Genomic DNA, 25,712 nt, shown 5'->3' on the forward strand with positions numbered 1-25,712 from the left:
TCCTCGCCCTTGCGGGCGAGGTTGCGGGATGCACCATCGGATCGGTGGCGGGGCCCCGACCTGTCCGTGCGGGCCGGGTCCGGGCCGGCCCGCACGAAGCGTCACATCAGGTGCAGGTGCGGTCGGGTTTGAGCGCGAAGTCGACCACGGTCGTCTTGCCCGGCCCAATCCTGGCCGACTGGGTCTGCGGTGCCCAGCCTTCCTTGGCCGCGGTCACCGTGAACGGGTTGTTGTTGACGTCGAGCCAGAACGCGTACTGACCGTTCCGGTCGGTCTTCACCGGGTAGCTCGCCTTCTCCGAGACGATCTGCACGGTCGCTCCGATCAGTGGCGCCGTCGTGCCGGTGCAGCCGACCCCGGTGACCGTCCCGGTGATCTTTCCCCAGGTCTTGGGCGGGTTCACCACGAACGTCACCGGCACCGGGGCGATCCGGTACGGGGTCTTCGCGCTGATCGACAGTTGCGCGGTGAACGTGCCCGGCTGGGTGATCTCGGCGATGTTCGCGCTGAAACTCACGTTGACGTTGGCGCTCTCGCCCGGCTGAAGCGTCACCTCGGTCTTGTCCTCTGACAGCCAGGGGACATCGGTTGTGGTGCACTGGTCATAGCCGGGCAACAGTTCCGAGGTCTGGACAGCGTAGAAGTTTCCGGTGGCACCACCGATCTTGTAGAAGCCGCAGGCGGAGCCGCCGCGGTAGAGAGTTCGGTTGGAGTTGGGCAGTGCGGTCCAGGTATCGGCACCCGGGTCGAAGGTGAAACCCCGGTTGGTGAGCGTGCTGCCGCCGTAGGTTATGCCACCGGACACGACGAGCTTGTCGGCTGACACCGAGTAGCCCATCCCCCACAGGTCGATCGGCAGGTCGGCGACGGGAGCCCAGCCGGCGGACGCCGGGTCGTAGCCGTAGGCGTGCTTGGTGCCGCCACTGCCCGACAACCCGCCCGCGCAGTACAGCTTGGTCCCGATGCCGCCGCAGCCGAGCCAGGAGATCGGCTCCGGATACGCCGCACCCGAACTCCAGGAGTCCGACGCAGGGTCATACACCTGCACGTCCGTCTTGCCGCAGCCGGACGTGCAGCCACCGACGATGTAGATCTTGCCGCCCAGTACGGTCACGGCGGCGCCGGCGTACGGTTTCGGGTTGTCGGCGCCGGTGGACCAGGCACCGGTCGCCGGGTCGTAGATCTCGGTCTTGGCCACCGGATTCCCGTTCCAGCCCCAGCCGCCGAAGACGTAGAGCTTGCCACCGTAGGCGGCCGCCTGTGGCGCCTCCCGCGCGACGCTCAGGTTCGGCAGGGCACTCCACGCCTGGGCGCCCGGGTCGTAGACGTAGGCCTTGCTGAGGACATGCGTGCCGTCGGTTCCGGCGACCGAGTAGACCTTGCCGTCGATGGTCGCCACGGCGTTGTCCATGATCGGCGTGGGGTAGTCGGCCACCGTCGTCCACGGTGCCGCGTACGGCGTCGCCGAGGGCTTGGCGGTCGCCGTCTGCGTGGTCTTGCCGGGCCGGAATCGCAGGGGGCTGTAGTGTCCCTTCACCTCCTGCAGCGCAGCACCCTTCTGCGCCGCGGCGGGCTGGTGGCCGCCCGGCCACTCACCGATCTTGGCGGTCACCGGGGCGGTACCGATGTTCTTCACGGTCAGGGTGGAGCTGCCCTGGCCCTTCCAGTCGACGGTCTCGTTGAGCTGGGCCGGGCTGACCTCGATCCGGGGTGCGGGCAGGGCGAACGTACCGTCAGATGCCTGGTCCGGGGCCACGTTGACGGTGATGTCCTGTGCGCTGTAGGAGTTCCCCACCGTGGCGGAGAACGTGTGCTCCCCGGTGAGCGAGGAGAACATCCAGTAGAAGCCGTCGCCCAGGTTCGGGTCGTTCGGCGTCGCCGCCGAGGTCGTCTTCTCCGCGGGCTTGTCGGCCGACGTCACCGAGGCGCCGTTGATCCCGGCCCTGGTGTTCTTGTCGGTCACCCGGCCGACGACCAGGCCGCCCGGTACCGGGTCACACGTGCGGTCGCCGAGGAAGACGTCGTCGACCTGCCACCACCACCCCCACTTGGCGGTGAGATGGAACCGTACCTGGACGTTGGCCTTGCCGGCGGCCTGGGACAGGTCCACGACCTCGGTCCGCGGCCCCCGGGCGCTGTCCTTGGTGTGGTGCCAGACGTTGGTCCACGTCTGGCCGCCATCGACGCTGAAATCGACGTCCCCGGTCTGCCCGAACGGGAAGGCGTTGTAGTCGGTGCGGAAGATCAGGGACGGGTGGCTTCGCTGGCCGAAGTCCATGACCGGGCTGATCAGCGAGGTGTCCTGCGCCTTTCCGTAACCGTAGTAGCTGCTGTCGACGATGGCGAAACCGCCGGACCCGCCGGTCTTGTTGTCGCGCCGGCCAGGGTCGGTGAACGCCCAGGTCTGGCCGTTGCCGACCTTGTCATCGACGGTCCAGCCCGCCGGCGTGGTGTAGCGGCTGAACGACTCGGTGGGGCCCGCGTAGTGGAAGGCGTACCCGGCCGCGCTGCAGGTCGTCTGGTCGACCGGCGCGTTGACGTCATGCGTCACATCCGCCGAACCCACCTGCACATCCTGAGAGTTCCGCTTGTAACCCGGATACAACGGGTCGACCTGCAGGGTGTAGGTGTCCCCGGCGGGCACACTCAGCGTGTACTTCCCCGTCTTGGGGTCGGTGTAGGCAACCGCCGTCGGGTCATCCTTGACCCGCACGGTCGCATACATCGGCCAGCCGTGACCGGAACCGTCATGGACCGTGCCGGTGACGTTGACGCTCGGCTTCGCGGTCAGCGCGAAGTCCTCGGTCACCTTCTGCCCGTCAGCGATCACGACACCCGAAACGGTCTTGCCGGCGTACCCGAACTTGCTCGCGCTGACGTCATACGTTCCCGGTGGCACGGTCAAGGTGTAATGCCCCTGCCCGTCCGTCATCGCCGTGACGTCACCCACGGTGATCTTGGCCGAAGCCAGCGGAGCCGTGCCGTCGGTGACGGTCCCCGTGACGGTGCCGAGCGGCCCGGAACGGAACGCCGCGAGCCCGTTCGGGGTGCCGAGCCCGGTCGGCCCGTCATAACCCGACCCCGCATGGCACAGGTAGTAGGCAGACCCGCAGGTGCCGTTGCTTCCGGAGGTCACATCGTTGAGCGCGGACGGCTGGGCGTAGGGGTAGGAGTTGGGCGCCGAACCCGTCGCCGGCGTCCCGGCCATCGCGTAGACCGAGGCGATGATCGGGGCGGACGCGCTGGTACCGCCGAAGACATTCCAGCCGTGGTGGTAAACCGCGACACCGGTGTTCGGGTCGGCCACCGCGGACACATCGGCGACCGCACGACGCGCGCAGCCGGTGTCCTGCTGGAACGACGGCTTGGGCTCATACGCCGAGCAGCCGCTACCCGCACCCCACCATGCGCCTTCGGTCCAACCGCGGGTGGTGGAGGTGTCCTTGACCAGTGAGGTGCCACCGACCGCCGTCACATACGGTGACGCGGCCGGGTACGAGACGCCGTAACCGAAGTCACCGCTGCTGACGGTGATCGCGACACCGGGGTGGTTGAAGTAGGCGTCGTCGGCCTGGCTCTCGTCGGAACCTTCGCTACCTCCGTAGCTGTTGGAGACGAACTTGGCGCCCTGGGCCACCGCCTGGTTCACGGCCGCGCCGAGATTGTCCAGGTAGCTGTCGTCGGCCTCGACCAGCAGGATCTTGCAGGTCGGGCAGGTCGCGCTGACCATGTCGATGTCCAGTGCGATCTCCGCGGCCCACCCGGCGTCCGGTGACGGATAGTTCGTGCCGCCGCGCTGGTCGATCTTCTTGAAGCAGCCGTTGGCCGTGGTGCACGGCGGCAGCCCGTACTGCTGACGGTAGATGGCCAGGTCCGCCTCTGCGTTCGGGTTGTCGTACGCGTCGACGATCGCGACCGTCTCCGTGGATCCAGCGGCGGGCAGGTTGTACGCGCTCTGCAGGTCGGCCGGGCCGAAACCGTTGGGAGCGGCATCGGACTGGAGACCCTTCGCCGCGACGACATCGGTGCGGACCATGGCAAGGCAGGACATCTTGCCGGCTTTTGACGGCTTGGCGCACACCTGACTGGTGGGGTGCTGGCCAGGCGAGGTCGGCCCGGCGGCCTTCGTGGTCGGGACAGGATCCTTGGCGGAGGTAGCGGAGGTAGCGGAGGTAGCGGAGGCGGTGGAGGCGGAGGCGGAGGCCGCGGTCGGCACAGCGATCACCGTGAGTGCGGCGACGGCGAGCGCTACGACCAGCACGCAGACGCGTCCGGCCGTCGTGGTCAACGCGACCGGACGCGATCTGCGGCGGGATGTTCTCGCGGCGGGGGGATGAGACATGTACAGCTCTCCTACGGGGTGCTTGCAAACCCGAATCGTGAATTCTTAATCAGGCAGATATCGGCTCAGTTGTATTTCTTCAGCCGCGACTCGTTTCCGCGGCCCAGCGTGCTGCAGTACGGACTGGGGTCCGTGATCACGAGGAGCTTGAGGCCCTATTCGGTCTCTTTCGGCCGGATGATGCCGGCCACGATCACGTAGGGCTTTCCATCGCCGTCATTGCCCAAGGCAGATTCCACGAGCACGTACTCACGAATCGCATCCTGATAGGAGAACGCGGCCGCATGAGGTCGTTTTCGACGACGGGGCCAGCAGATGCCTGCGCCTGAGCGGCCGTTGCCGGCAGGAAGCCGGATACTACGGCCGTCGCCGCTCCGAATACGATGACGAAACGCGAGAATATGTTCATTACCGTGCTTCCAGAAGATGGATCAGCCGGACGAGGGCGGCACTTTCCAGCCCCGAGGTGGTGCTCGGGGACACGAGGGACTCGACAGGACACAGCGCACGAGACTTTGTTCGTCCCTTCTGGCGGATGACAGGTTCGCGCGGACTTTATGGCCGGCGGCACAGCCCCGTCATCGGCTGAATGTCGGGACGATCCCAGCGCCAGCCCGACGAATGTCGAATCGTGGTCGTCTTCACGCCAGACGGTGTCGCGGGGCGATGCTCGAGATCCGGGCACGGGCGGAGATCTCGGCGGCCGACAGGTGGGCACGACTGGTGACGACGATCGCGACCTGCTTGCTGATCGGCTGTCCGGCCAGGTCGGCCACATCGCGGCGGATGACTGCCAGTCAGGTGGCGGTAAGGCAGGCCGATGCCGTCGTCGATGGCGGTGGTCCACCGGTTGGTCCGCCCGTGGCCGGGCTCGCAGGTGATGTCATCGGGCACGGTGCCGATCAGTTCGCGTCCGATGGCGACGGCGGCATAAAGCCGCCAGCAAGCGCGTTGGCGCACTGTCACCCAGCACCCGCACGCTCATGCGGCCTGCCCGGTCCGGTGTCGCCTTCCTGAGCAGCTTCGTCGAACCGGTCGGCAGCTGGTCACGACCGGCCCAACCCGCAAGGGAGAACAGCGACCGGAGAAGCGCCGCATGGGTGCGCAGTCGCACCCGGGATGCGGATCCGGCGGCTGCCGTGCTCGATCACCGCGAACACGAACAGCCGCGCCCCGGACAAGGTGACCGTCTCCAGGAAGTCGCACGCCGGCAGGGCCTCGGCCTGCGAGCGCAGGAAGTCCGCCCAGTACTCGAACTCCGTTCGGGCGAGGGGGCGACCCCGGGCGCGGTGTGGCTGACCGCGTGCACGACGAGCAGTGTGGCGTTGTGCCGCAGTGCCTCCGGCGCCGCCCAGGTCAAAGCCGCCCGTCCGCCCGGTGAGTCGTCGAGGCCGACTGCTCATCCACGCCCCTGCAGACCGGGGGCGGCCGAGAAAGGGTGACGGCCCCGCCATCGGATCGGTGGCGGGGCCGCGCCCTGTCCGTGCGCGCCGGGGCCGAGCCCTGTCCGTGCGGGCCGGGGCCGAGCCCGGCCCGCACGAAGCGTCACATCAGCTGCAGGTGCGGTCGGGTTTGAGAGAGAAGTCGGCCATGGTCGCCATGCCCTTCGTAATCCTGACCGATCGGGTCTGCGTCACCCAGCCGTCCTTGGCCGCGATCACCGTGAGCGGGTTGTTGCTGACGTCGAGCCAGCGCACGTACTGACCGTTCCGGTCAGTCTTCAGGGTGTAGCTCGCCGTCTTCGAGGTGATCTGCACGGTCGCTCCGGTCAGCGGCGCCGACGTGCCGGTACAGCCGACCCCGGTAACCGTCCCGGTGATCTTTCCCCAGGTCTTGGGCGGGTTCACCGTGAGCGCCACCGGAACCGACGCGATCTCGTACGGGGTCTTCGCGCTGATCGACAGCTGCGCGGTGAACGTGCCCGGCTGGGTGATCTCGGCGACGTTCGCATTGAAACTCACGTCGACGTCAACGCTCTCGCCCGGCTGGATCGTCACCTCGGTCTTGTCCACCGAGAGCCAGGGGACTGCGACGCACTGGCCATAGCCGGGCAGCAGCTCGGAATTCTTGGCCGCGTCCCACCCTGCGGGGGAACCTCCGATCTTGTAGAAGCCGCAGGCGGAGCCGCCGCGGTAGACGGTGTTGTTGGAGTTGGGCAGCGCGGTCCAGGCGTTGGAACCCGGGTCGTAGGCGAAGCCCTGGTTGGTGATCGTGGTGGAGTCGTTGGTCACGCCGCCGGACACGAGGAGCTTGCCGTCTGCCGCCGAGGTGCCCATCCCCCACAGGTCGGTCGGCAGGTCGGCAACGGCGGTCCAGCTGTGGGACGACGGATCGTAGCTGTAGGCGTGCTTGGTGGCGCTGACCGGGGTCGATCCGCCCGCGCAGTAGAGCTTGTTCGCGATGGCGCCGCAGCCGAGCCAGGAGATCGGCTCCGGATACGCCGTGCCCGGACTCCAGGAGTCCGACACCGGGTCGTACGCCTGTACGTCCGTCTTGCCGCAGGCGTCCGTGCAGCCGCCGACGATGTAGATCTTGCCGTTGAACACGGTCACGGCGCCGCCGGCGTACGGTTTCGGCATGTCGGCGCCAGTGGACCAGGCGCCGGTCGCCAGGTCGTAGATCTCGGTCTTGGCGACCGGTTTCCCGTCCTGGCCCCAACCGCCGAAGACGTAGAGCTTGCCACCGAAGGCGGCCACCTGCGGCGCATCCCGGACGAAGCCCAGGTTCGGCAGGGCACTCCACGCCTGGGTACCTGGGTCGTAGACGTAGGCCTTGTTGACGGCGGTCGTGCCGTTGAATCCACCGACCGAGTAGACCTTGCCGTCGAGGGTTGCCACGCCGTTGTCCATGATCGGCATGGGGTAGTCGGCCACCGTCGTCCACGGCGCCGCGTACGGCATCGCCGAGGGCTTGGCGGTCGCCGTCTGCGCGGTCTTGCCGGGCCGGAATCGCAGGGGGCTGTAGTGTCCCTTCACCTCCTGCAGCGGAGCACCCTTCTGCGCCGCGGCGGGCTGGTAGCCGCCCGGCTGCTTACCGATCTCGGCGGTCACCGGGGCGGTTCCGGTGTTCTTCAAGGTCAGGGTGGAGCTGCCCTGGCCCTGCCAGTCGACGGTCCGGCTGACCTGGGCCGGGACCGCGATCCGGGGTGCGGGCAGGGCGAACGTACCGTCAGATGCCTGGTCCGGGACCACGTTGACGGTGATGTCCTGTGCGCTGTAGGAGTTCGCCGTGGCGTTGAACGTGCGCTCCCCGGTGAGCGAGGAGAACATCCAGTAGAAGCCGTCGCCCAGATTCGGGTCGTTCGGCGTCGCCACCGAGGTCGTCTTCTCCACAAGCTTGTCGGCCGACGTCACCGAGGCGCCGTTGATCCCGGCCCCGGTGTTCTTGTCCGTCACCCGGCCGACGACCAGGCCGCCCGGTGCCAGGTCACACGTGCGGTCGCCGAGGAAGACGTCGTCGACCTGCCACCACCACCCAAAGCTGGCGGTGAAGTGAAACCTCACCTGGACGTTGGCCTTGCCCGCGGCCCGGGACAGGTCCACGACCTCGGTCCGCGGCCCCCGGGCGCTGTCGGTGGTGTGGTGCCAGACGGTGTTCCACGTCTGACCGCCGTCGACGCTGAGATCGACGTCCCCGGTCTGGCCCGGGACGCTGTTGTAGTCGGTGCGGAACGTCAGGGCCAGGTGCGTTCGCCGGCTGAAGTCCATCACCGGGCTGATCAGCGAGCTGTCCTGTGACTTGTCGAGGCCGTATCGCTGGCTGTCGATGATGGCGAAGCCACCGGACCCGCCGGTCTCGTTGCCGCGCCGGCCGGGGTCGTTGAACACCCAGGTCTGGCCGTTGCCGAGCTTGTTGTCGACGGTCCAGCCCGACGGCGCTGTCGTGCCGTCGAACGACTCGGTGGTGCCGTCGTGGTGGGGGCCGTATCCGGCCGCAGTGCAGGTCATCTGGTCGACCGGCGCGTTGACGTCATGCGTCACATCCGCCGAACCCACCTGCACATCCTGAGAGTCCCGCTTGTAACCCGGATCCAACGGGTCGACCTGCAGGGTGTAGGTGTCGGAGACGGGCACACTCAGGGTGTACTTGCCCGTCTTGGGGTTGGTGTAGGCGACCGCCGTCGGCTCATCCTTGACCCGCACCGTCGCATACAGCGGCCAGCCGTGACCGGAACCGTCATGGACCGTACCGGAGACGTTCACGCGCGACTTCGCGGTCAACGCGAAGTTCTCGGTCACCGTCTGACCGTCGGCGATCGCGACACCCGAAACGGTCTTGCCGGCGTATCCGAACTTGCGCGCGCTGATGTCGTAGGTTCCCGGTGGAGCGATCAGGGTGTAGTGCCCCTGCTTGTCCGTCGTCGCCGTAATGTCACCCACGGTGATCTTGGCCGAAGCCAGCGGAGCGCTGCCGTCGGTCACCGTACCCGCGACAGTGCCGCGCGGCCCGGAACGGAACGCCTCGACGTTCAACAGCAGGTTGGGGGAACCGGTGCCCGGGCCGGTCACCACTCCGGTGGTGGCTGAGGAGGTCACCGCCCCTGCGACCTGCGAGGGGGTGGCGGAGGGGTTGTCCGCCAGGTAGAGCGCTGCTGCTCCGGCCACGTGCGGGGACGCCATCGACGTGCCGGAGATGATGCGGTTGGCGGTGTCGCCGGTGTACCACGCCGACGTGATGGATGACCCGGGCGCGAAGACATCCACCGTGCTGCCGAAGTTGGAGAAGCCGGAGCGGGCGTCGCCGTCGGTGGTGGAGCCGACGGTGAGGGCCTCGGTCACGCGGGCCGGGGACTTGGTGGCGGCATCGGTGTTCTCGTTGCCCGCCGCCACGGCGTAGGTGACCCCGGAGGCTATGGAGTTGCGGACAGCGGTGTCCAGCGCCGCGTTGGCATCGCCACCGAGGCTCATGTTGGCCACCGCGGGCTTGACGGCGTTGGCGGTCACCCAGTCCACGCCCGCAATGACGCCGGAGATGGGGCCGGAGCCGTTGTTGTCGAGCACGCGTACCCCGACGATCTTGGCTGCCTTGGCAACACCGTACGACGAGCCCGCGACCGTGCCGGCGACGTGCGTGCCGTGGCCGTGGCCGTCCGCGGCGATGTCGTCGCCGTCCACGAAGTCGTACCCGTAGCTGGCGCGGCCGCCGAAGTCCTCGTGGCTGATGCGCACACCGGTGTCGATGATGTAGGCCGTGACTCCGCCGCCCGCCGTACCCGCGTAGGTGTAGCTGTTATCGAGCGGCAGGGCCCGCTGGTCGATCCGGTCCAACCCCCACGAGGGCGGGTCGGGCTGAGTGCCGCTCGGGCCGGTGCCGGTCGCCTTGACGGTCGCGTCCTGAACGACGGACTCCACGGCCGGATCGGCGGCGAACCGCTTGGCCTGCTTCTCCGTCAGCTCGATGGCATAGCCGTTGAGCGCCGTGCCGTAGGTCCTCTTGACCTTGGCACCGTACTTGGCGGCCAGCGCCTTGCCCTTGCGCGAGTCGGCGTCGGCACCCTTGCCGAGGATCACGATGTACCGATCCTTGATGGCACCGGGCGCGCCCGCGTTTTTGATCGTGCCTTCTGCCTGGCTCGCCGCCGTCGCGGGCAGCGCCGGACCGACGCCAAGCGCCAGGGCCGCGACGGTGACCGCGGCCGCAACCCTGAGGGTGCGCCGGGTACGTGCAATCACTGACATCAAAGCTCCTCTGCGGCGACGGCAAGCACCACGTTCAGCGCGCAGAGGCGTCCGACCGTCGTGATCAACGCGAGCGGACGCGACCTATAGAGGGATGGTCTCTCGGAGGGGGGATAAGACATGTACACCTCTCCTACAGGGATGCAAACCCGAATCGTGAATTCTTAAATCAGGCAGATCTCGGCTCACTTCTTCAGCTGCGACTCGTTCCGCGGCGCAGCGTGCCGTAGTACGGACTGGCGTCCATGACCACGAGGGGTTCAACAGGACACGGTGCACGAGACTTTGTTCGTCCCTTCTGCCGGATGACAGGTTTACGCGGACTTTATGGCCGGCGGCACAGCTCCGTCATCGGTCGAAAGTCGGGACGATCCCAGCGCCGGCCCGACGAATGTCGAATCACGCAGACACCCGGCGGCTCGACATCCCCCTGAACATGCAAAAACACCTGGCCAGGACAACTGCCCCGGCCAGGTGTGCCCAGCGACCTATGACCCCGGCCAACTCGGCACGGCGCCCACCACGTCGCCGTACGCCTGGTCGACGTCCGGCCGGGCGGCGAAAAGGACCGGCTGCCGTGCCAACCCCGCCCGCTGCAGACCGGGGACGGCCGAAACGGGTCGCGGCCCCGCCAGCGGATCGGTGGCGGGGCCGCGACCTGTCCGTGCGAGCCGGGGCCCGGCCCGGCCCGCACGAAGCGTCAGATCAGCTGCAGGTTTGATCGAGGGGGAAATCGGCCGTGGTCGCCTTACCCGCCTTGATCTCGACCGATCGGGTCTGCGGCTTCCAGCCGTCCTTGGACGCGGTCACCGTGAGCGGGTTGTTGCTGACGTCAAGCCAGAGCGCGTACTGACCTTTCCGGTCGGTCTTCAGGGTGTAGCTCGCCGTCTTCGAGGTGATCTGCACGGTCGCTCCGATCAGCGGCGCCGACGTGCTGTCGCAGCCGACCCCGGTGACCGTCCCGGTGATCTTTCCCCAGGTCTTGGGCGGGTTCACCGTGAGCGCCACCGGCACCGAGGGGATCGCCCCGTACGGGGTCTTCGCGCTGACCGTGAGCTCCGCGGCGAAGGTGCCGGGCTGTGTGATCTCGGCGACGTTCGCGTTGAAACTCGCATTGACGTCAACGCTCTCGCCCGGCTGGATCGTCACCTCGGTCTTGTCCATTGAGAGCCAGGGGGCATCGGCCTTGGCGCACAGGTCATGGCCGGGCAACAGCTCCGATTTCTCAGAACCGTAGAAGCGTCCGGCGGAGCCTCCGATCTTGTAGAAGCCGCAGGCGGAGCCGCCGCGGAAGACAGCGTTGTTGGAGTTGGGCAGCGCGGCCCAGGTATCGGAACCCGGGTCGTAGGCGAAGCCCTGGTTGGTGAGCGTGGTGGAGCGGTTGGTCACGCCGCCGGACACGAGGAGCTTGCCGGCTGACACCGAGTAGCCCATCCCCCACAGGTCGATCGGCAGGTCGGCGACGCGAGTCCATGTGGCGGATGCCGGGTCGTAGCTGTAGGCGTGCGCGCCGCCGACGCCGAACCCGCCCGCGCAGTACAGCTTGTCCGCGATGGCACCGCAGCCGAGCCAGGAGGTCGGCTCCGGATACGCCGCGCCCGAACTCCAGGAGTTCGCCGCCGGATTGTAGACCTGCACATCCTTCTTGCCACACTCGGACCCGGCCGAGCAGCCGCCGACGATGTAGATCTTGCCGTTGAGTACGGTCACGGCGCCGCCGGCGTACGGCTTCGGCATGTCGGCGCCAGTGGACCAGGCGCCGGTCGCCGGGTCGTAGATCTCGGTCTTGGCCAGCGGCTGCCCGTGTGTGTCCCAGCCGCCGAAGACGTAGAGCTTGCCACCGTAGGCGGCGGCCTGCGGCGCCTCCCGGGCGACGCTCAGGTTCGGCAGAGCACTCCACGCCTGGGCGACCGGGTCGTAGACATAGGCCTTGTCGAGGAAGTACGTGCCGTCGAATCCGCCGACCGAGTAGACCTTGCCATTGATGGTCGCCACAGCGTTGTCCATGACCGGTACGGGGTAGTCGGCCACCGTCGTCCACGGCGCCGCGTACGGCGTCGCCGACGGCTTGGCGGCCGCCGCCCGTCCGGTCTTGCCGGGCCGGAACGGCACGGGGCTGTAGTCTCCCTTCACCTCCTGCAGCGGAGCGCCCTTCTGCGCCGCGGCGGGCTGGTTGCCGCCCGGCCACTCACTGATCTTGGCGGTCACCGGGGCGGTTCCGGTGTTCTTCAAGGTCATGGTGGAGCTGCCCTGGCCCTGCCAGTCGACGGTCTTGCTGAGCTGGGCCGGGACCTCGATCCGGGGTGCGGGCAGGGCTAACGTACCGTCAGATGCCTGGTCCGGGGCCACGTTGACGGTGATGTCCTGTGCGCTGTAGGAGTTCGCCGCCGTGGCGGAGAAGGTGTGCTCCCCGGTGAGCGAGGAGAACATCCAGTAGAGGCCGTCGCCCAGGTTCGGGTCGTTCAGCGTCGCCACCGAGGTCGTCTTCTCCGCGGGCTTGTCGGCCGAGGTCACCGTGACACCGTTGATCCCGGCCCCGGTGTTCTTGTCCGTCACCCGGCCGACGACCAGGCCGCCCGGTACCGGATCGCACGTGCGGTCGCCGAGGGAGACGTCGTCGACCTGCCACCACAGGCCCCAATCGGCGGTGAAGTGGAACCTCACCTGGACGCCGGCCTTGCCGCCGGCCCGGGACAGGTCCACGAGCTCGGTCCGCGGCCCCCAGGCTCTGTCGTTGGCGTGGTGCCAGACGGTGTTCCACGTCTGGCCGCCGTCGACGCTGAGATCGACGTCCCCGGTCTGGGACACTATGCCGTTGTAGTCGGTGCGGAACGTCAGGACCGGTTGGGCTCGCTGGCTGAAGTCCATGACCGGACTGATCAGCGAGCTGTCCTGTGAACCGTCGCGACCGTAGTAATCGCTGTCGATGACGGCGAAGCCGCCGGACCCGCCGGTCCTGTTGGCGCGATTACGGGGGTCTTTGAACACCCAGGTCTGGCCGTTGCCGAGCTTGTCGTCGACGGTCCAGCCCGCCGGCGCTGTGGTGCCGTCGAACGACTCGGTGGTGACGTTGTAGTGGAAGCCGTACCCGGCGGCAGTGCAGGTCGTCTGGTCGACCGGCGCGTTGACGTCATGCGTCACATCCGCCGAACCCACCTGCACATCCCGAGAATCCCGCTTGTAACCCGGATACACCGGGTCGACCTGCAGGGTGTAGGTGTCGGAGACGGGCACACTCAGCGTGTACTTCCCCGTCTTGGGGTCGGTGTAGGCAACCGCCGTCGGCTCGCCCTTGACCCGCACGGCCGCATACAGCGGCCAGCCGTGACCGGAACCGTCATGGACCGTACCGGTGACGTTGACGCTCGGCTTCGCGGTCAGCGCGAAGTTCTCGGTCACCTTCTGCCCGTCGGCGATCGCGACACCCGAAACGGTCTTGCCGGCGTACCCGAACTTGCTCGCGCTGACGTCATACGTTCCCGGTGGCGCGGTCAAGGTGTAATGCCCCTGCTTGTCCGTCGTCGCCGTGACGTCACCCACGGTGATCTTGGCCGCCGCCAGCGGAGCGCTGCCGTCGGTCACCGTACCCGCGACAGTGCCGCGCGGCCCGGAGGGAACGGGGCGGAATGCCGCGAGCCCGTTCGGGGTGCCGAGCCCGGTCGGCCCGTCATACCCCGGCCCTCCGTTGCAGAGGTACGCAGGCGTGCAACTTCCGTTGCTTCCAGACGTCACATCATTCAGCGCGGAGGGCTGGACATACGGGTAGGAGTTGGGCGCCGAACCCGCCGCAGGCGTCCCCGCCAACGCGTAGACCGACGCGATGATCGGGGCGGCCGCGCTGGTGCCGCCGAAGACCTGCCATCCGCCGTTGTAGACCGCCACACCGGTGCTCGGGTCCGCGACCCCGGACACATCCACGATCGTACGGCGCGCGCAGCCGGTGTCCTGCTGGAACGACGGCTTGGGCACGTACCTCGAGCAGCCGCTGCCCGAACCACTCCATGCGCTCTCGGTCCAGCCGCGGGTGGTGGAGGTGTCCTTGACCAGCGAGGTGCCACCGACCGCCGTCACGTACTGCGACGAGGCCGGGTATGCGACGCGGTAACCGCTGTCACCGCTGGCAGAGGTGATCGCGACACCGGGGTGGTTGAAGAAGGCTTCGTCGCTCTGGTTCCTGGAAAGTTCCCAACCGCCCCAGCTGTTGGAGACGTACTTGGCGCCCTGGGCGACCGCCTGGTTCACGGCCGGGCCGAGGTTGTCCAGGTTGTTGTTGTCGGCCTCGACCAGCAGGATCTTGCAGGTCGGGCAGGTCGCGCTGACCATGTCGACGTCCAGCGCGATCTCCGCGGCCCACCCGGAGTTCGCCGGCGGATAGCTGGTAGCGCCGCGCTGGTCGATCTTCTTGAAGCAACCGTTGGCCGTGGTGCACGGCGGCAGCCCGTACTGCTGACGGTAGACGGCCAGGTCCGCCTCTGCGTTCGGGCTGTCGTACGCAGCCACGATGGCGACCGTCTCAGTGGATCCGGCAGAGGGCAGGTTGTACGCGCTCTGCAGGTCGGCCGGACCGAAACCGGCCGGAGCGGCATCAGCCTGGAGACCCTTCGCCGCGACGACATCGGTGCGGACCATGGCGAAGCACGACATCTCACCGGCTTTTGACGGCTTGGCGCACACCTGATTGGTGGGATGCCGGCCAGACGAGGCGGCGGCCTTCGTGGTCGGGACAGGATTCTTGGCGGAGGTAGCGGAGGCGGTGGTGGTGGAGGCGGAGGCCGCGGTCGGCACAGCGATCACCGTGAGTGCGGTGACGGCGAGCGCCACGATCAGCGCGCAGACGCGTCCGAGGGTCGTGTTTAACGCGACCGGACGCGGCCTGCGGCGGGATGGTCTCGCGGAGGGGGGATGAGACATGTACAGCTCTCCTAGGCGGTGCATGCAAACCCGAATCGTGAATTCTTAAATCAGGCAGATCTCGGCTCAGCCGTACTTCCTCAGCTGCGACTCGTTTCCGCGGCCCAGCGTGCTGTAGTACGGAATTGGGTCCGTGATCACGGGGAGCTTTTCGGCCGGATGATTTCGGCCGAGATCATGTCGGTCTTTCCGTCGCCGCCATAGTCCACGGCAGGTTCCAGCACGTGCTCACGAATCGTGACCCTCGCCACTCCTCATGCGATAACGAAACGCGAGAATATGTTCATTACCGTGCTTCCAGAAGCTGGACCAACCGGACGGGGGTGGCACTTTCTAGCCCCGAGGTGGTGCTCGGGGACACGAGGGATTCGACAAGAAACGGTGCACGAGAATTTGCTCGCCCCTTCTGCCGGACGACAGGTCCGCGCGGACTTTACGGCCGGCGGCACAGCTCCGTCATCGGTTGAATGTCGGGACGATCCCAGCGCCAGCCCGACGAATGTCGAATCATGCAGACGCCCGGCGGCTCGATATCCCCTGAACATGCAAAAACACCTGGCCGGGACGACTGCCCCCGGCCAGGTGTGCGTCCGGCTGGGCGGCGACCAGGGACCCTCTGCCGTGCTCACACCCGCCCGCGGCAGACCGGGGACGGCCGAGAAGGGTCACGGCCCCGCCATCGGATCGGTGGCGGGGCCGCGACCTGTCCGTGCGGGCCGGGGCCGGGCCCGGTCCGCACGGTGCGTCAGATCAGGTGCAGGTGTGGTCGGGTTCGAGAGAGAAGTCGGCCGTGGTCGCGTCACCCGCCTTGATCTTGACCGATTGGGTCTGTGGCGCCCAGCCGCCCTTGGCCGCGACCACAGTGAGTGGGCTGTCGCTGACGTCGAGCCAGAACACGTACTGACCGCTTTGGTCGGTCTTCAGCGTGTAGCTCGCCGTCTTCGAACTGATCTGCACGGTCGCTCCGCTCAGCGGCGCCGACGTGCCGGTGCAGCCGACCCCGGTGGCTGTCCCGGTGATCTTTCCCCAGGTCTTGGGCGAATTCACCACGAACGTCACCGGCACCGGCGCGATCCTGTACGGGGTCTTCGCGCCGATCGTGAGCCGCGTGGTGAACGTGCCCGGCTGTGTGATTGCGGCGACGTTCGCGTTGAAACTCACGGCGACATCAACGCCCTCGCCCGGCTGAAGCGTCATCTCGGTCTTGTCCACTGACAGCCTCAGCATCCTGGACCACCGTGTGGGGCTCACGCGCCCGAGGCACGAGCTGCACGACCTTCTCTGCGGCGTCGCGGGCGGGGTCGTCCAAGACAGCCTGATAGATGTCGCCGGTGACCCGTGTGTCCGAGTGGCCGAGGGCCTCGGAGACAACCTCGATGTCGACCCCGGCCGCGAGCACACGTCGAGCTGCTGCCGGGCACCAAGCCGAAGGCCCTCGTCTGGACCGACGAGTGCATCGCGCGGTGGAAGGAGACCGGTGAGAAGCCTTCGCCGGTCATGGTCTGGACCCCCGAGCAGTCCGGTCAGTTCCTCGACTACGTCGCCGAGGACCGCCTGCTACGGGGGGTGGTGCTGGCCATGCCGGGGTGTACTCCTGTCTCGCCCTTCCAGCCCAACCTGGCAAAGCGGGCGTCTCAGTCAAGGCTGTCAGAGAGGGCGCCAGCGACGTCACCACGTCACATCCTCACTGTCGGAGCAGCTCGAGAAGGCGCGTACGGCGAAGAACGATCAGCTGAGCGGCCGCGACGGCGGCAGCGGTGATCAGCAGCGTGATCGAGAGGGTGCTGGCATACCCGAGCTCGCCGTACAGGAATGCGCGGCGGTAGACGTAGAGCGGTGCCACCAGTGTCGCGGAGTGCGGTTCGCCGGCTGTGATCAGCAGGGCCGGGATGAACGTGGTGTGCAGGAGGAGGACGACGTCCCGCAGTGCGAGCAATATGAGGATCGGTGCCATCAACGGCAGCGTGATGCGTCTGAAGGTGAAGGTGCGTCCCGCGCCTTCCATGGCGGCGGCTTCGTACAGGGAGTCCGGCAGGAGGCGGCGGGCTGCGAGGGCGACGAGGAAACCCTCGCCCATCTGGAGGGAGACGACGAGCGCGAGTCCGCCTCGTGCGGCAGCGGGGTCGGTGAACCAGCCGGGTGAGGGGAGGCCGAATGCTTCGAGGGTGAGAGGTACCGGCCCGTAAAGAGGGTTGAGCAGCCAGAGCCACAGGAGAGCCCATGCCGCGTCAGGAATGATGGACGGCAGGAATACCGCGGTGCGGGCGGCGCTGTTCACGCTGCTGCGGCGGTGGAGCAGGAGCGCGCAACCGACTGCGAGTGCGGTTCGCAGGGGTATGGCTATGGCCGCGATCTTGGCCGAGTTGGCGAGAGAGTGCCAGAAGGTTTCGTCGGTGGCGAGCCGGTGCCAGTTGTCGAGGCCGGTGAATGAGGGGGCGCCGAAGCCGTAGTAGTCGGTGAAGGCGAGCCATACCGAGCCGATGAGTGGGACGCCCACCAGAAGGGCTGTGGCGGCGAGCCATGGCAGGGCCAGTGCTGTCGGCCGATGTCTGAGTGAGGGTGTGCGCGCCCTGTCCCATCTGCGGTGAGGGGCGGGCCGAGTGGGTTGGCAGTCTTGTTCGTTCATGCGGTGCGCGGTCCTTCGGCCGAAGCGAAGTGGTGCTCGTCGGCATTGCTCCAGGTGATGCCGGTCTCGCTTCCGGGCCGGGGCACACCGGTCGAGGACGGCACCCTGACCAGAATGCGCGTGGTGTCGGGGCACACGACGTGAAGGACCGTCTCTTCGCCGTTTGGCTCCACGGTGGTGACGCGTCCCGTCAGATGCCCGTGTCCGGCCTGTGCCAGGTGTGTGCGCTCAGGTCGGATGCCGGTCACGGGACCGTTCTCGCGGCCCAGCGCTTCGGGTGGCAGCAGGTTCATCGGCAGAGTTCCGATGAAGCGTGCGATGAATGCCGTGCTCGGGCGCGAGTAGAGCTCGTCAGGTGTGCCCACCTGCTCGATGCGGCCTGCTCGCACGACGGCGATACGGTCGCCCAGAGCAAGTGCCTCGGTCTGGTCATGGGTGACGTAAAGCATCGACACGCCCAGACGGCGCTGGAGTTCGCGGATTTCGGCTCGCGTGCGCAGTCGCAGGTCGGGGTCGAGGTTGGCGAGAGGTTCGTCGAGGAGGAAGGCCTTGGGCCGGCGGATCATGGCCCGGGCGAGTGCTACGCGTTGGCGTTCTCCGCCCGACAGTTCGCGGGGGTACCGGGCCAGAGCATCGGTGAGGCCGAGCATGGTTGCGGCCTGGGCGACGTCGGTGGTGATCTGGGTCTTGGGCACGCCTCGGGCGCGCTGGCCGAAGGCGATGTTCTCGGCGACGGTGAGATGGGGGAAGAGTGCGTAGTCCTGGAAGACCAGGGAAATGTCTCGATCGCCCGGTGCGGCCGTCGTGACGTCGCGTCCGCCGATCTCGATTCGGCCGGCGTCGAGTGCCTCGAGTCCGGCGGTCGCTCTGAGCAGAGTGCTCTTTCCGGAACCTGACGGTCCTACGACCACCATGAGCTCGCCCCTGGCCACGTGCAGATCGACCTCGGTCAGGGCGGCGATGGGCTGCTTACGGCGTGAACGGTAGGACTTGTGCGCACCGTGGATTGCGATGCCCATGGTCATGTCTCCAAGTTGCGGCGGGGGGCGAGCGATCGTTGTGCGGCGAGGAAGGCGAGCGCGGCGGGGGCGGTGGCCATGACGGCTGCTGCCATGTAGAGCGGATGCAGTGTCGGCTCAAGTGCGGAGAGGGCGCGCAGGCCGAGTGCGAGCGGCCAGTCCTCCTCCGTGGTGAGCAGGATGAGCGGGTCGATGAAGTTCCCCCAGTAGGAGGCGAAGGCGAGCGCGGCCACGGCGAACATGGTCGGCCGGGCGAGTGGGAATGCGACCGACCTCCAGATACGGAACACCGATGCCTGTTCGACTGCCGCGACCTCATACAGGGACCGTGGGATGCGGTGGTAGGCGAATGCGAAGAGCAGCACGTAGAACGGTGTGGTTCCCATGACCGCGGGCAGCGCGACGACGAGGGCGTGGTCGGTCAGCCCCAGCTGCTCCAGCATCACCTTGCGCGGCACCCACATGGCGGACGCGGGCATGCTGAGCATCACCAGCGCGATGCCGATCAGCAGGCGTCGTACGGCGGGGCGCGCCATGGCGATCGCGAACCCGGCCCAGGAGGCGACAAGTACGGTGACCGGTACCGCGGTTGACACGACAAGGACCGAGTTCAGCAGCTGTTGGCCGAGCGGGATCAGCCCGGCAGCGGTCTCGTAGTTCCCCGACCAGAGCACGTCCGGCAGGAGTTCGAGCCCGCCAGGAGGCGGCAGTCCGGGCTTGCGCAGCGAGCCGACGGCCATGATGGCCAGCGGGAAGGAGAACACGACCCCGACCATGCAGGCTGCCACGGCCCGTCCTGCCGTGCTGCCACGAAGTCGGGCTCGTCGTCGTACACGCGCCTCCTGATGCACTGTCATTTCGGGGGCTCCGGTAGTTCCACGATCGCGATTACCTGGCCGCACGACCCCTCGCTCATGCCGACGAACCCTTGGCCGTGGGGCGTTTTGACGAAGATCTCCGCGTCGATACCGTCATTCTGCGAGCTGAGGACGGTGAAGCCGGCCTGGTCCGCCAGCTTGTGCACGTGTCCGAAGGCCTCCCGGATCGATTCCCGGGTGGAGATCACCATAGAGGTGAAGTCGTGCTGCTTGCGGACGGTGGTGACCACGCCGAGGTCGCCGACCTTGAACCCGGACGGTAGGTCCGAGATATTGGCTGCCGGGCTGGGAACCGGGCAGATGGCAGCGTCTTCTGCCGAGCCGGGCCCGGATTCGGTGTTTGCCGTGGTAGGGGTGCAGGCCGTCAGCAGGGCTACGCAGGCCCCTGCGGTGATCAGCACTGCCCGAAGCCTTCTCACCGGGTGCCGTCACCGGAGGTGAACAACGGCCGGGTGCGCTCGTCGATCCGCTTGATCACGTCATCCAGGGGTGCGCCGTCGTGGAAGGCGCGGGCCAGTTCCTCGTCGGCTATGTCCTCGATCTCCGGCCAGGTCGCCAGGACCGGGAGGCTCTTGAGATACGGAAGGACGTCGAGGAACGCCTGGGAGTTGGCCGGCTTCTTGACAGGGGCGAGGAAGGCCGACGAGTTGGCGACCTCGCGCAGGGACGGCACCACACGTCCGCTCAGCGAGGTGATCCGCTGGCCGTCCTTCCCGGTGGCGAAGGCGATGAAGCGGGCGGCTTCACTGTGGTGCTTCGACTTGCGGGCGATGCAGTAGGCGTCCGAGTGCAGGACGCCGGCTGGCTTGCGGGTCACCGGCAGGGCGGCAACGTCCCAGTCGAGACCCTGTACTTCGCGCAGGGCCGGGGTTTCCTTACGGGAATCGAGGAACATCGCGAGCTTGCCGGAGGCGAACCGGGCCTGCAGGTCCTGACCCGCGAGCTCGGTTCTGTCCGGTCCTGCACCATCGTTCCGCACAAGCTGCACCAGCGACTCCAGGGCCTGCCGAGCAGCAGGCGTGTTGAGCGTGAGTCGCGTCGGGTGCTGGGGGTCGTCGACGATGTCGCCGCCGTTGCTCCAGACGAACGGAGCAAGGCGAACGATGGAGGGATCCATTCCCAGGCCGTGGACGCCGTCGCCGGTGAGGCGGGTGGCCGCTTCCTTGAACTGCTCGAAGGTCCACCCCGGCTTCGGGGCTTGCACACCCGCCTCGGCGAACAGCGTGCGGTTGTAGTAGACGACCAGCGATGAGAGGTTCTGGGGCATGCACTGCACCTGCCCGTCGTACGTGAACGCGCTGATCGGCTGCTGGTAGTAGTCCGCTGTGTCCACGCCGACGCCGGCCAGGCGGGGGCCGATCGGTTCGATGGCGCCGCGGGCCGCGAACTGGGCGTACTCCCGGTAGTTGATCAGGAAGACATCCGGCGGCTCGCCGCCGGCGAACGCCGTCGACAGGCGGGTGAGGTGATCGGACTTATTCGCGACGGGCACGAGTTGCACCTTCGTCCCGGGATGGCTCAGCTCGTAGGATTTCGCTATCGCGCTGTATCCGGCAGTCTCCTCCGGCTCGCCCGAGACCTGGACACGGATGGTCGTGTCGCCGCCGGTGGCGGGCGTGGAAGTGGTTCCGCAGCCGACCAGAAGGGCAGCGACACCTGCCGCGAGGGCCATTCGACGCTTGATCATCTTTCTCACTTTTTTCTCTGTACGCAGCTGCACATCAGCTAAGCCTTGCCACCTCCAGGAGGTGATGGGGCAGGGCGAGGGGCCGCGGGTGCGGCCCCTCGCGTGGTATTTCCTCGGTGTCATTCGGAGCCGAGATTGAGCCTCCAGGCTCCGAGCCCGTGGGTCGCGGCGTAGAGGATCCGCTTGCCCGGCACGACGGTCAGGCCCGCCACCTCGACGTTGGGTATCCCGGGGGCACTCTTGGTCCACGTCGTGGTCCCGGCCGCGAGCCGCAGCACGCCGAAGTCGGTTGCCGCGTAGAGGTCACCGTTGGCGTCGTCGCGCACCAGGTCATTGGCCGGCAGGTCACCGAAGTCGTACGAGCGGTCCGTCCAGCTGGCCTTGCCGGTCGCCGGGTCGAACCGGACCTCGAACACGTGCCCAGGGGTGGTCGGCGTGACCGAGTCGAAGCCGCTGTAGGAGATCCAGGCGTGGTTTCCGTCAGCGGGGTCGACGTGGATGCTGCTGATGAACCGGTTCGGGGTCACCGCGTCGTCGTCGATCCGGGTCCAGGAGACCGAGGTCGCCGACTCCGCGTCGACGTTGTGGGAGATGAACAGACGGCCGGTGGCCGTCGCCGCCCAGGCGGTGGCGGTGTCGACGGTGGTGCGCTCGACGGCCACCACCCCGTGCCCGGACCGGTCGCCCCAGGAAGTGGAGTTGAGCGGTTCGGACCCGAGTTCGACCCAGTCGCCGCATACCACGGTGCGGTCGCGGGTCCTGGAGTTGCAGAGCCGATTGGCCTCCTCGAGCGTCCGGTCACCGAGCCCGAACGTCTTGGTCCGGTAGACCGAACGTCCCGCGCCGGCGAACATCGTGCCGCTGACCTTCGGGTCGCTGATGACCGGCGGGTAGAACTCGCTCCAGCCCTTCCCGTTGATCGGGTCGCCGGTCCAGATCCAGTCGGAGTTGTTCCCGTTGTTGAAGTTCACCTCCACAGACGCGCTGTTGAAGGTGTGGAAGCGGAACTCCGGCCGGCCGACGTCGAAGCCCGACTGGCCGCCGTCGCCGATCGCGGTGTTCCGCCACAGGTTCGGGCTGCCGTCGGTCTGCCAGGTGCCGTTGTCCTGCGTCCCGCCCTGTAGCACGTTGCTGTTGTGCGGGCTGACCGACAGGCTGATGAACTGCAATGTGGACAGACCCTTGTTGATGCTGCGCAGCTCGGCCGGGATGCGGGAGAGCATCTGCCTGCAGCGGGATTTCGATTTCTCGTCCAGGTTCCGGCGAGGGTCGTCGCACCACGCCGAGCGGTCGACGAACGTGCCGCTGGACCGCATCATGCCGCCGTCGCTGGCCTCGAAGAACTGGAACGGGTTGTTGGGGTTCGTCGCCAGGGCCTGCTGGTCCGGGTGCAGGCCGTTCGGATGCAGCTGGTCGGTGCCGTCGAACGTCATGTCGGTGCCGCTCACCCCGGCGTCGGTGGAGAGCACCAATCCCCGCTTGTTGGCGATCCTGTCGCCGTAGGCGTAGGAACCGCCGACGTAGACCATGTCCGGGTGCCCCTCCGGGGTGTGGACGAAGATGTCGTACCAGCACAGCTGACCGCAGAGGCCGAGCCAGGCGAACCCGGGGTTGGTGACGTCGGAGCTGGTCAGATCGGTGAAGGCCGGGGTGTCGGTGGCCGCGTCATCAGTGCGGAACAGCCGGGAGGCCGGCTGGCTCATGTTGCCCTCGTAGACGTACATCCGGGTCTTGCCGTTCGGCAGCCGGGTCACGTCGAAGGCGGGCCGGGTATAGGCGTTCGCCGCATTGAGCGACGGCTTGATCTGCTTCCAGGTGGTGCCGCCGTCCGGCGACCGCCAGATGCCCCGCGCCCACGAGGCCGCGTACACGATCTCCGGGTCGCTGGGGTCCAGTTCGACGCCCTGGACACCCCCCGGCGAACAGGCGGTCTGGTTGGTGTACTCGGCTTGGCTGCCGGTGCAGGCCGCGGCGTCGGCCGACCCGTTGTGGACGAAGGCCCAGGTGGCTCCACCGTCGGTGGACTTGTAGAGGCCCCACTTGGCCGAGTCGGGCACCGGACGGGTGATCCCGGAGCAGCAGGTGCTCGACATACCGCGGATCGCGGTGGAGGTACCGACGTAAATCGTCCGGGGGTCACCCCGCTTGACCGCGATCTGGCCGATGCCCTTGCCACCGAGTTCCGCCTGGCCCAGTGGCCCGGTCCAGGTTTCGCCGGCGTCGGTGGACCTGTAGATGCCCACGCCGGCCACGCAACCGGAGGAGCAGCCGTTGGCCTCGCCAGTGCCGACGTAGATTGTGTTGCCGGTGGCGTCGTTGCGGTCGATGGTCACCGTACCGGCGGCGTTGATGCCCAGCGGCCCGCCGAGGTACCGCCAGTGCAGTTCGTCGGCGAGCGCGTTGTCGGTCCGCCAGATGCCACCACCTGCGGCCGTGATCCACATCTTGCAGCGACCCGGTACGCAGGTGGGGCTGATCGCTACTGCGGTGGTACGGCCACCCGCGACGTACTCGTTGGGCAGATAGCTGGACGAGTCGCGGTACGGGGCGTACGGGTAGACCGCCTCCTTGGGCCCCACCGTGACCCAGGTGCCCTTCTGTCCCTTGCCCGTCGGCAACGGGCGGCCCTTGGCCGTGCGGTAGGCGGCGCGCGCGCCGTTCATCTGCGCCACGGTGATGGTGTCACCGGGGTAGGCGCGCTGGCGGAATGCGGCTTGCGCGGCGGATCCCGGGTTTTCCTCGCCTCCCTCGCCTTCCTCGCCGGATTCCGAGCCTTCCTCGAGCGGGTCACCAGGGTCGGCTCGGTGCAGCTTGTCCAGATCCTGGCCCAGCGCGACCTGTGCTGCGGTTCCTGACGGATAAGTTGCCACTACACAGGCCAAGATAGCGAGTATCCCGGCCACGAGTGCGGCGAGCAACTGGCGACGTCTGCGCGTCACGTGAATTCCTTTCTGCGTTCGCTGTCGACCGGCGGCCCGGCAAGGCAGCCATCGCCGACCGGGCGAGGATTGCGGAGGCATGTCGATCGGACAATGGGCTACCGCGCGCTGGCGGTCTTCACCGTCGCGGGGCGCCAGGTGGCACCGTCCTCGGTGGACGCCTCCGCCTCGGCCTTGTCGGTGTCCGCAGGGGCACCGGACTGGGTCGCGAAGGCCAGGTCGAAGTGGCCGGTGGTGCCGCCCTTGGTGGTGTTCTCGGCGTGCAGGTCGAAGCCGTGCCTCGGCCAGAGCAGCGCCAGGTTCTCCTTACCGTTCTCCGGACGGGCGGACTTGGACGTCCACGCGGTGCTGGTCTTTGTGAACAGAGGGAACCACGCCGGGTGCTCGGTGTCCATAGTGATCCAGTAGGTCGCCGGGTCGGGGCTGACCGGCAGGTTTCTACCGGAACACAGTGGTGACTCCTCCCCGCCCTGAAGGGGCGGGGCTTCTCGCTATGCCTGGTTGGCGTGGCGACGGACCAGCCCGGCCCGTAGGACGTTGAGTGCTCCGACTGTGTCGGCGTGCGCGGTGTGGCCGCAGGCCTGGCAGTGGAACTTCTCCTGTGTGGGCCGGTTCTCCTTCGCGGTGTGCCCGCATTCAGGGCACCGCCGGGAGGTGTTGCGGGGGTCCACGGCGATCACTTCCCGTCCGGCGCTTTCAGCCTTGGCGTGCAGGATCGTCAGGAACACCCCCCAACCGGCATCGTTGATCGAACGGTTCAGCCCGGCCTTGACCGCGGCCCCGTTGGGCAGGAAGACGCCCGGCCGGTCGGGGTCCGGTCTCGCTGCGGGCGCCTTGCTCATGTTGCGGATCTGGAGATCTTCGTGCGCGATGAAGTCGTGCGCGCGGACCAGAGCGAGGGCGGTCTTGTGCGCGTGGTCCAAGCGCTGACGCCGCACCTTGCGGTGCAGGGCAGCGACCTTGTCCACGGCCCGCTGGTGGTTGCGGGTACGGTTCCTCGCCTTGCGTCGCGGGAACCGGGACAGGGCCTGCTGCGCAGCCTGAAGCTTCGCAGCGGCCTTGCGGGCATGGCGTGGGTTGGAGATGTGCACACCGCTCGAATCGGTGAGAAACGAAGCTATGCCCAGGTCGATACCGACCATGCTGCCCGTTGCCGGGAGCGGTTCGGGCTGGTCCTGTTCGGCGGTCAGCACAACGAACCACGTGCGGCCCTCACGCTTGACCGACACGGTCTTGACCCTGCCCACCACGGGCCGGTGCTGGTTGACCTTGACATGCCCGACCCCCTGGAAGCGGACGCGGGTCACGGGGTCGTGCGGGGTGGAGTCCCACCGGACCCCGTCACCGTCCTTCGGGAAGTCCACCGTGTCGAAACGGCCCACTCCACGAAAGCGCGGACAGCCCGGAGCCTGCCCAGTCTTGATCCGGCGGAAGAACGCGGCGAACGCCTTGTCCAGACGGCGAAGCGTCGCCTGCTGAGAGGAGAACGACCAACGCCCCTGACGCTCCGCATCGAACGCCCGGATGCCCTTCAGCTGCGCCGACTGCATCCCGTACCGGACCGTGGTCCTCGAGACATGCCGGTAGGCATCCCTTCGTTCCTGGTGAAGTCGGCCCGGAGCGCGGTTCCGG

The 25,712-nt window shown here is 67.7% G+C and carries 12 protein-coding genes and 4 pseudogenes; 1 reads left to right on the forward strand and 15 read right to left on the reverse strand.

The annotated features are described in order from the left end of the window. Nucleotides 1-106: 106 nt before the first annotated feature. The 7 genes and pseudogenes from OH809_RS05310 to OH809_RS05340 form a co-directional block, all read right to left on the reverse strand. Nucleotides 107-4,342, reverse strand: coding sequence for a carboxypeptidase regulatory-like domain-containing protein (locus OH809_RS05310; protein WP_406514885.1), 4,236 nt, complete (start codon nt 4,340-4,342; stop codon nt 107-109). A 641-nt stretch (nt 4,343-4,983) separates the two neighbouring features. Beyond that, on the reverse strand, nt 4,984-5,118 hold the full coding sequence (locus OH809_RS05315; RefSeq protein ID WP_406423509.1) for a hypothetical protein: 135 nt from the start codon (nt 5,116-5,118) through the stop codon (nt 4,984-4,986). Between the two features lie 315 nt (nt 5,119-5,433). Further along, nucleotides 5,434-5,624: pseudogene (locus OH809_RS05320) on the reverse strand (IS481 family transposase); the annotation flags it as partial. Nucleotides 5,625-5,648: 24 nt separating this feature from the next. Then, nucleotides 5,649-5,702: pseudogene (locus OH809_RS05325) on the reverse strand (hypothetical protein); the annotation flags it as partial. 190 nt (nt 5,703-5,892) lie between these two features. Continuing rightward, nucleotides 5,893-10,020: a S8 family serine peptidase gene (locus OH809_RS05330; RefSeq protein ID WP_406514886.1), complete on the reverse strand. Its 4,128-nt coding sequence runs from the start codon at nt 10,018-10,020 to the stop codon at nt 5,893-5,895. Nucleotides 10,021-10,725: 705 nt separating this feature from the next. Next, nucleotides 10,726-14,841 carry a carboxypeptidase regulatory-like domain-containing protein gene (locus OH809_RS05335; RefSeq protein ID WP_406514887.1) on the reverse strand — a complete coding sequence of 1,372 codons (4,116 nt, stop codon included), beginning with the start codon at nt 14,839-14,841 and terminating at the stop codon, nt 10,726-10,728. An 840-nt stretch (nt 14,842-15,681) separates the two neighbouring features. Beyond that, nucleotides 15,682-16,158 carry a carboxypeptidase-like regulatory domain-containing protein gene (locus OH809_RS05340; protein ID WP_406514888.1) on the reverse strand — a complete coding sequence of 159 codons (477 nt, stop codon included), beginning with the start codon at nt 16,156-16,158 and terminating at the stop codon, nt 15,682-15,684. Between the two features lie 162 nt (nt 16,159-16,320). Between OH809_RS05340 and OH809_RS05345 the strand changes: the two are divergent. After that, nucleotides 16,321-16,488: pseudogene (locus OH809_RS05345) on the forward strand (site-specific integrase); the annotation flags it as partial. A 127-nt stretch (nt 16,489-16,615) separates the two neighbouring features. On the opposite strand, the gene OH809_RS05350 reads toward OH809_RS05345, so the two are convergent. The 8 genes and pseudogenes from OH809_RS05350 to OH809_RS05385 form a co-directional block, all read right to left on the reverse strand. Beyond that, complete coding sequence (locus OH809_RS05350; protein ID WP_406514889.1) at nt 16,616-17,428, reverse strand: carbohydrate ABC transporter permease; 813 nt, start codon at nt 17,426-17,428, stop codon at nt 16,616-16,618. A 125-nt stretch (nt 17,429-17,553) separates the two neighbouring features. Further along, nucleotides 17,554-18,576: an ABC transporter ATP-binding protein gene (locus OH809_RS05355; RefSeq protein WP_406514890.1), complete on the reverse strand. Its 1,023-nt coding sequence runs from the start codon at nt 18,574-18,576 to the stop codon at nt 17,554-17,556. Nucleotides 18,577-18,578: 2 nt separating this feature from the next. After that, nucleotides 18,579-19,364, reverse strand: a complete 786-nt coding sequence (locus OH809_RS05360) for a carbohydrate ABC transporter permease (protein ID WP_406514891.1) — start codon at nt 19,362-19,364, stop codon at nt 18,579-18,581. A gap of 65 nt (nt 19,365-19,429) precedes the next feature. Next, nucleotides 19,430-19,855, reverse strand: a complete 426-nt coding sequence (locus tag OH809_RS05365) for a hypothetical protein (RefSeq protein WP_406385127.1) — start codon at nt 19,853-19,855, stop codon at nt 19,430-19,432. Between the two features lie 14 nt (nt 19,856-19,869). After that, nucleotides 19,870-21,141, reverse strand: a complete 1,272-nt coding sequence (locus OH809_RS05370) for a sugar ABC transporter substrate-binding protein (protein ID WP_266979703.1) — start codon at nt 21,139-21,141, stop codon at nt 19,870-19,872. 119 nt (nt 21,142-21,260) lie between these two features. Beyond that, complete coding sequence (locus tag OH809_RS05375; RefSeq protein WP_406423494.1) at nt 21,261-24,080, reverse strand: hypothetical protein; 2,820 nt, start codon at nt 24,078-24,080, stop codon at nt 21,261-21,263. Nucleotides 24,081-24,178: 98 nt separating this feature from the next. Then, nucleotides 24,179-24,475: a hypothetical protein gene (locus OH809_RS05380; RefSeq protein ID WP_406423492.1), complete on the reverse strand. Its 297-nt coding sequence runs from the start codon at nt 24,473-24,475 to the stop codon at nt 24,179-24,181. Between the two features lie 96 nt (nt 24,476-24,571). After that, nucleotides 24,572-25,684 (reverse strand): annotated as a pseudogene (locus tag OH809_RS05385) (RNA-guided endonuclease InsQ/TnpB family protein); the annotation flags it as partial. Nucleotides 25,685-25,712: the final 28 nt, after the last annotated feature.

Source organism: Streptomyces sp. NBC_00873 (genome assembly GCF_045207415.1).
Taxonomy (GTDB): domain Bacteria; phylum Actinomycetota; class Actinomycetes; order Streptomycetales; family Streptomycetaceae; genus Streptomyces.

Bases quoted from the DNA above. Each gene is read 5' to 3' on its own strand.
- OH809_RS05330 (WP_406514886.1), bottom strand. From the start codon at position 10,020: ATGTCAGTGATTGCACGTACCCGGCGCACCCTCAGGGTTGCGGCCGCG.
- OH809_RS05355 (WP_406514890.1), bottom strand. From the start codon at position 18,576: ATGGGCATCGCAATCCACGGTGCGCACAAGTCCTACCGTTCACGCCGT.
- OH809_RS05340 (WP_406514888.1), bottom strand. From the start codon at position 16,158: ATGCTGAGGCTGTCAGTGGACAAGACCGAGATGACGCTTCAGCCGGGC.
- OH809_RS05380 (WP_406423492.1), bottom strand. From the start codon at position 24,475: ATGGACACCGAGCACCCGGCGTGGTTCCCTCTGTTCACAAAGACCAGC.
- OH809_RS05370 (WP_266979703.1), bottom strand. From the start codon at position 21,141: ATGATCAAGCGTCGAATGGCCCTCGCGGCAGGTGTCGCTGCCCTTCTG.
- OH809_RS05310 (WP_406514885.1), bottom strand. From the start codon at position 4,342: ATGTCTCATCCCCCCGCCGCGAGAACATCCCGCCGCAGATCGCGTCCG.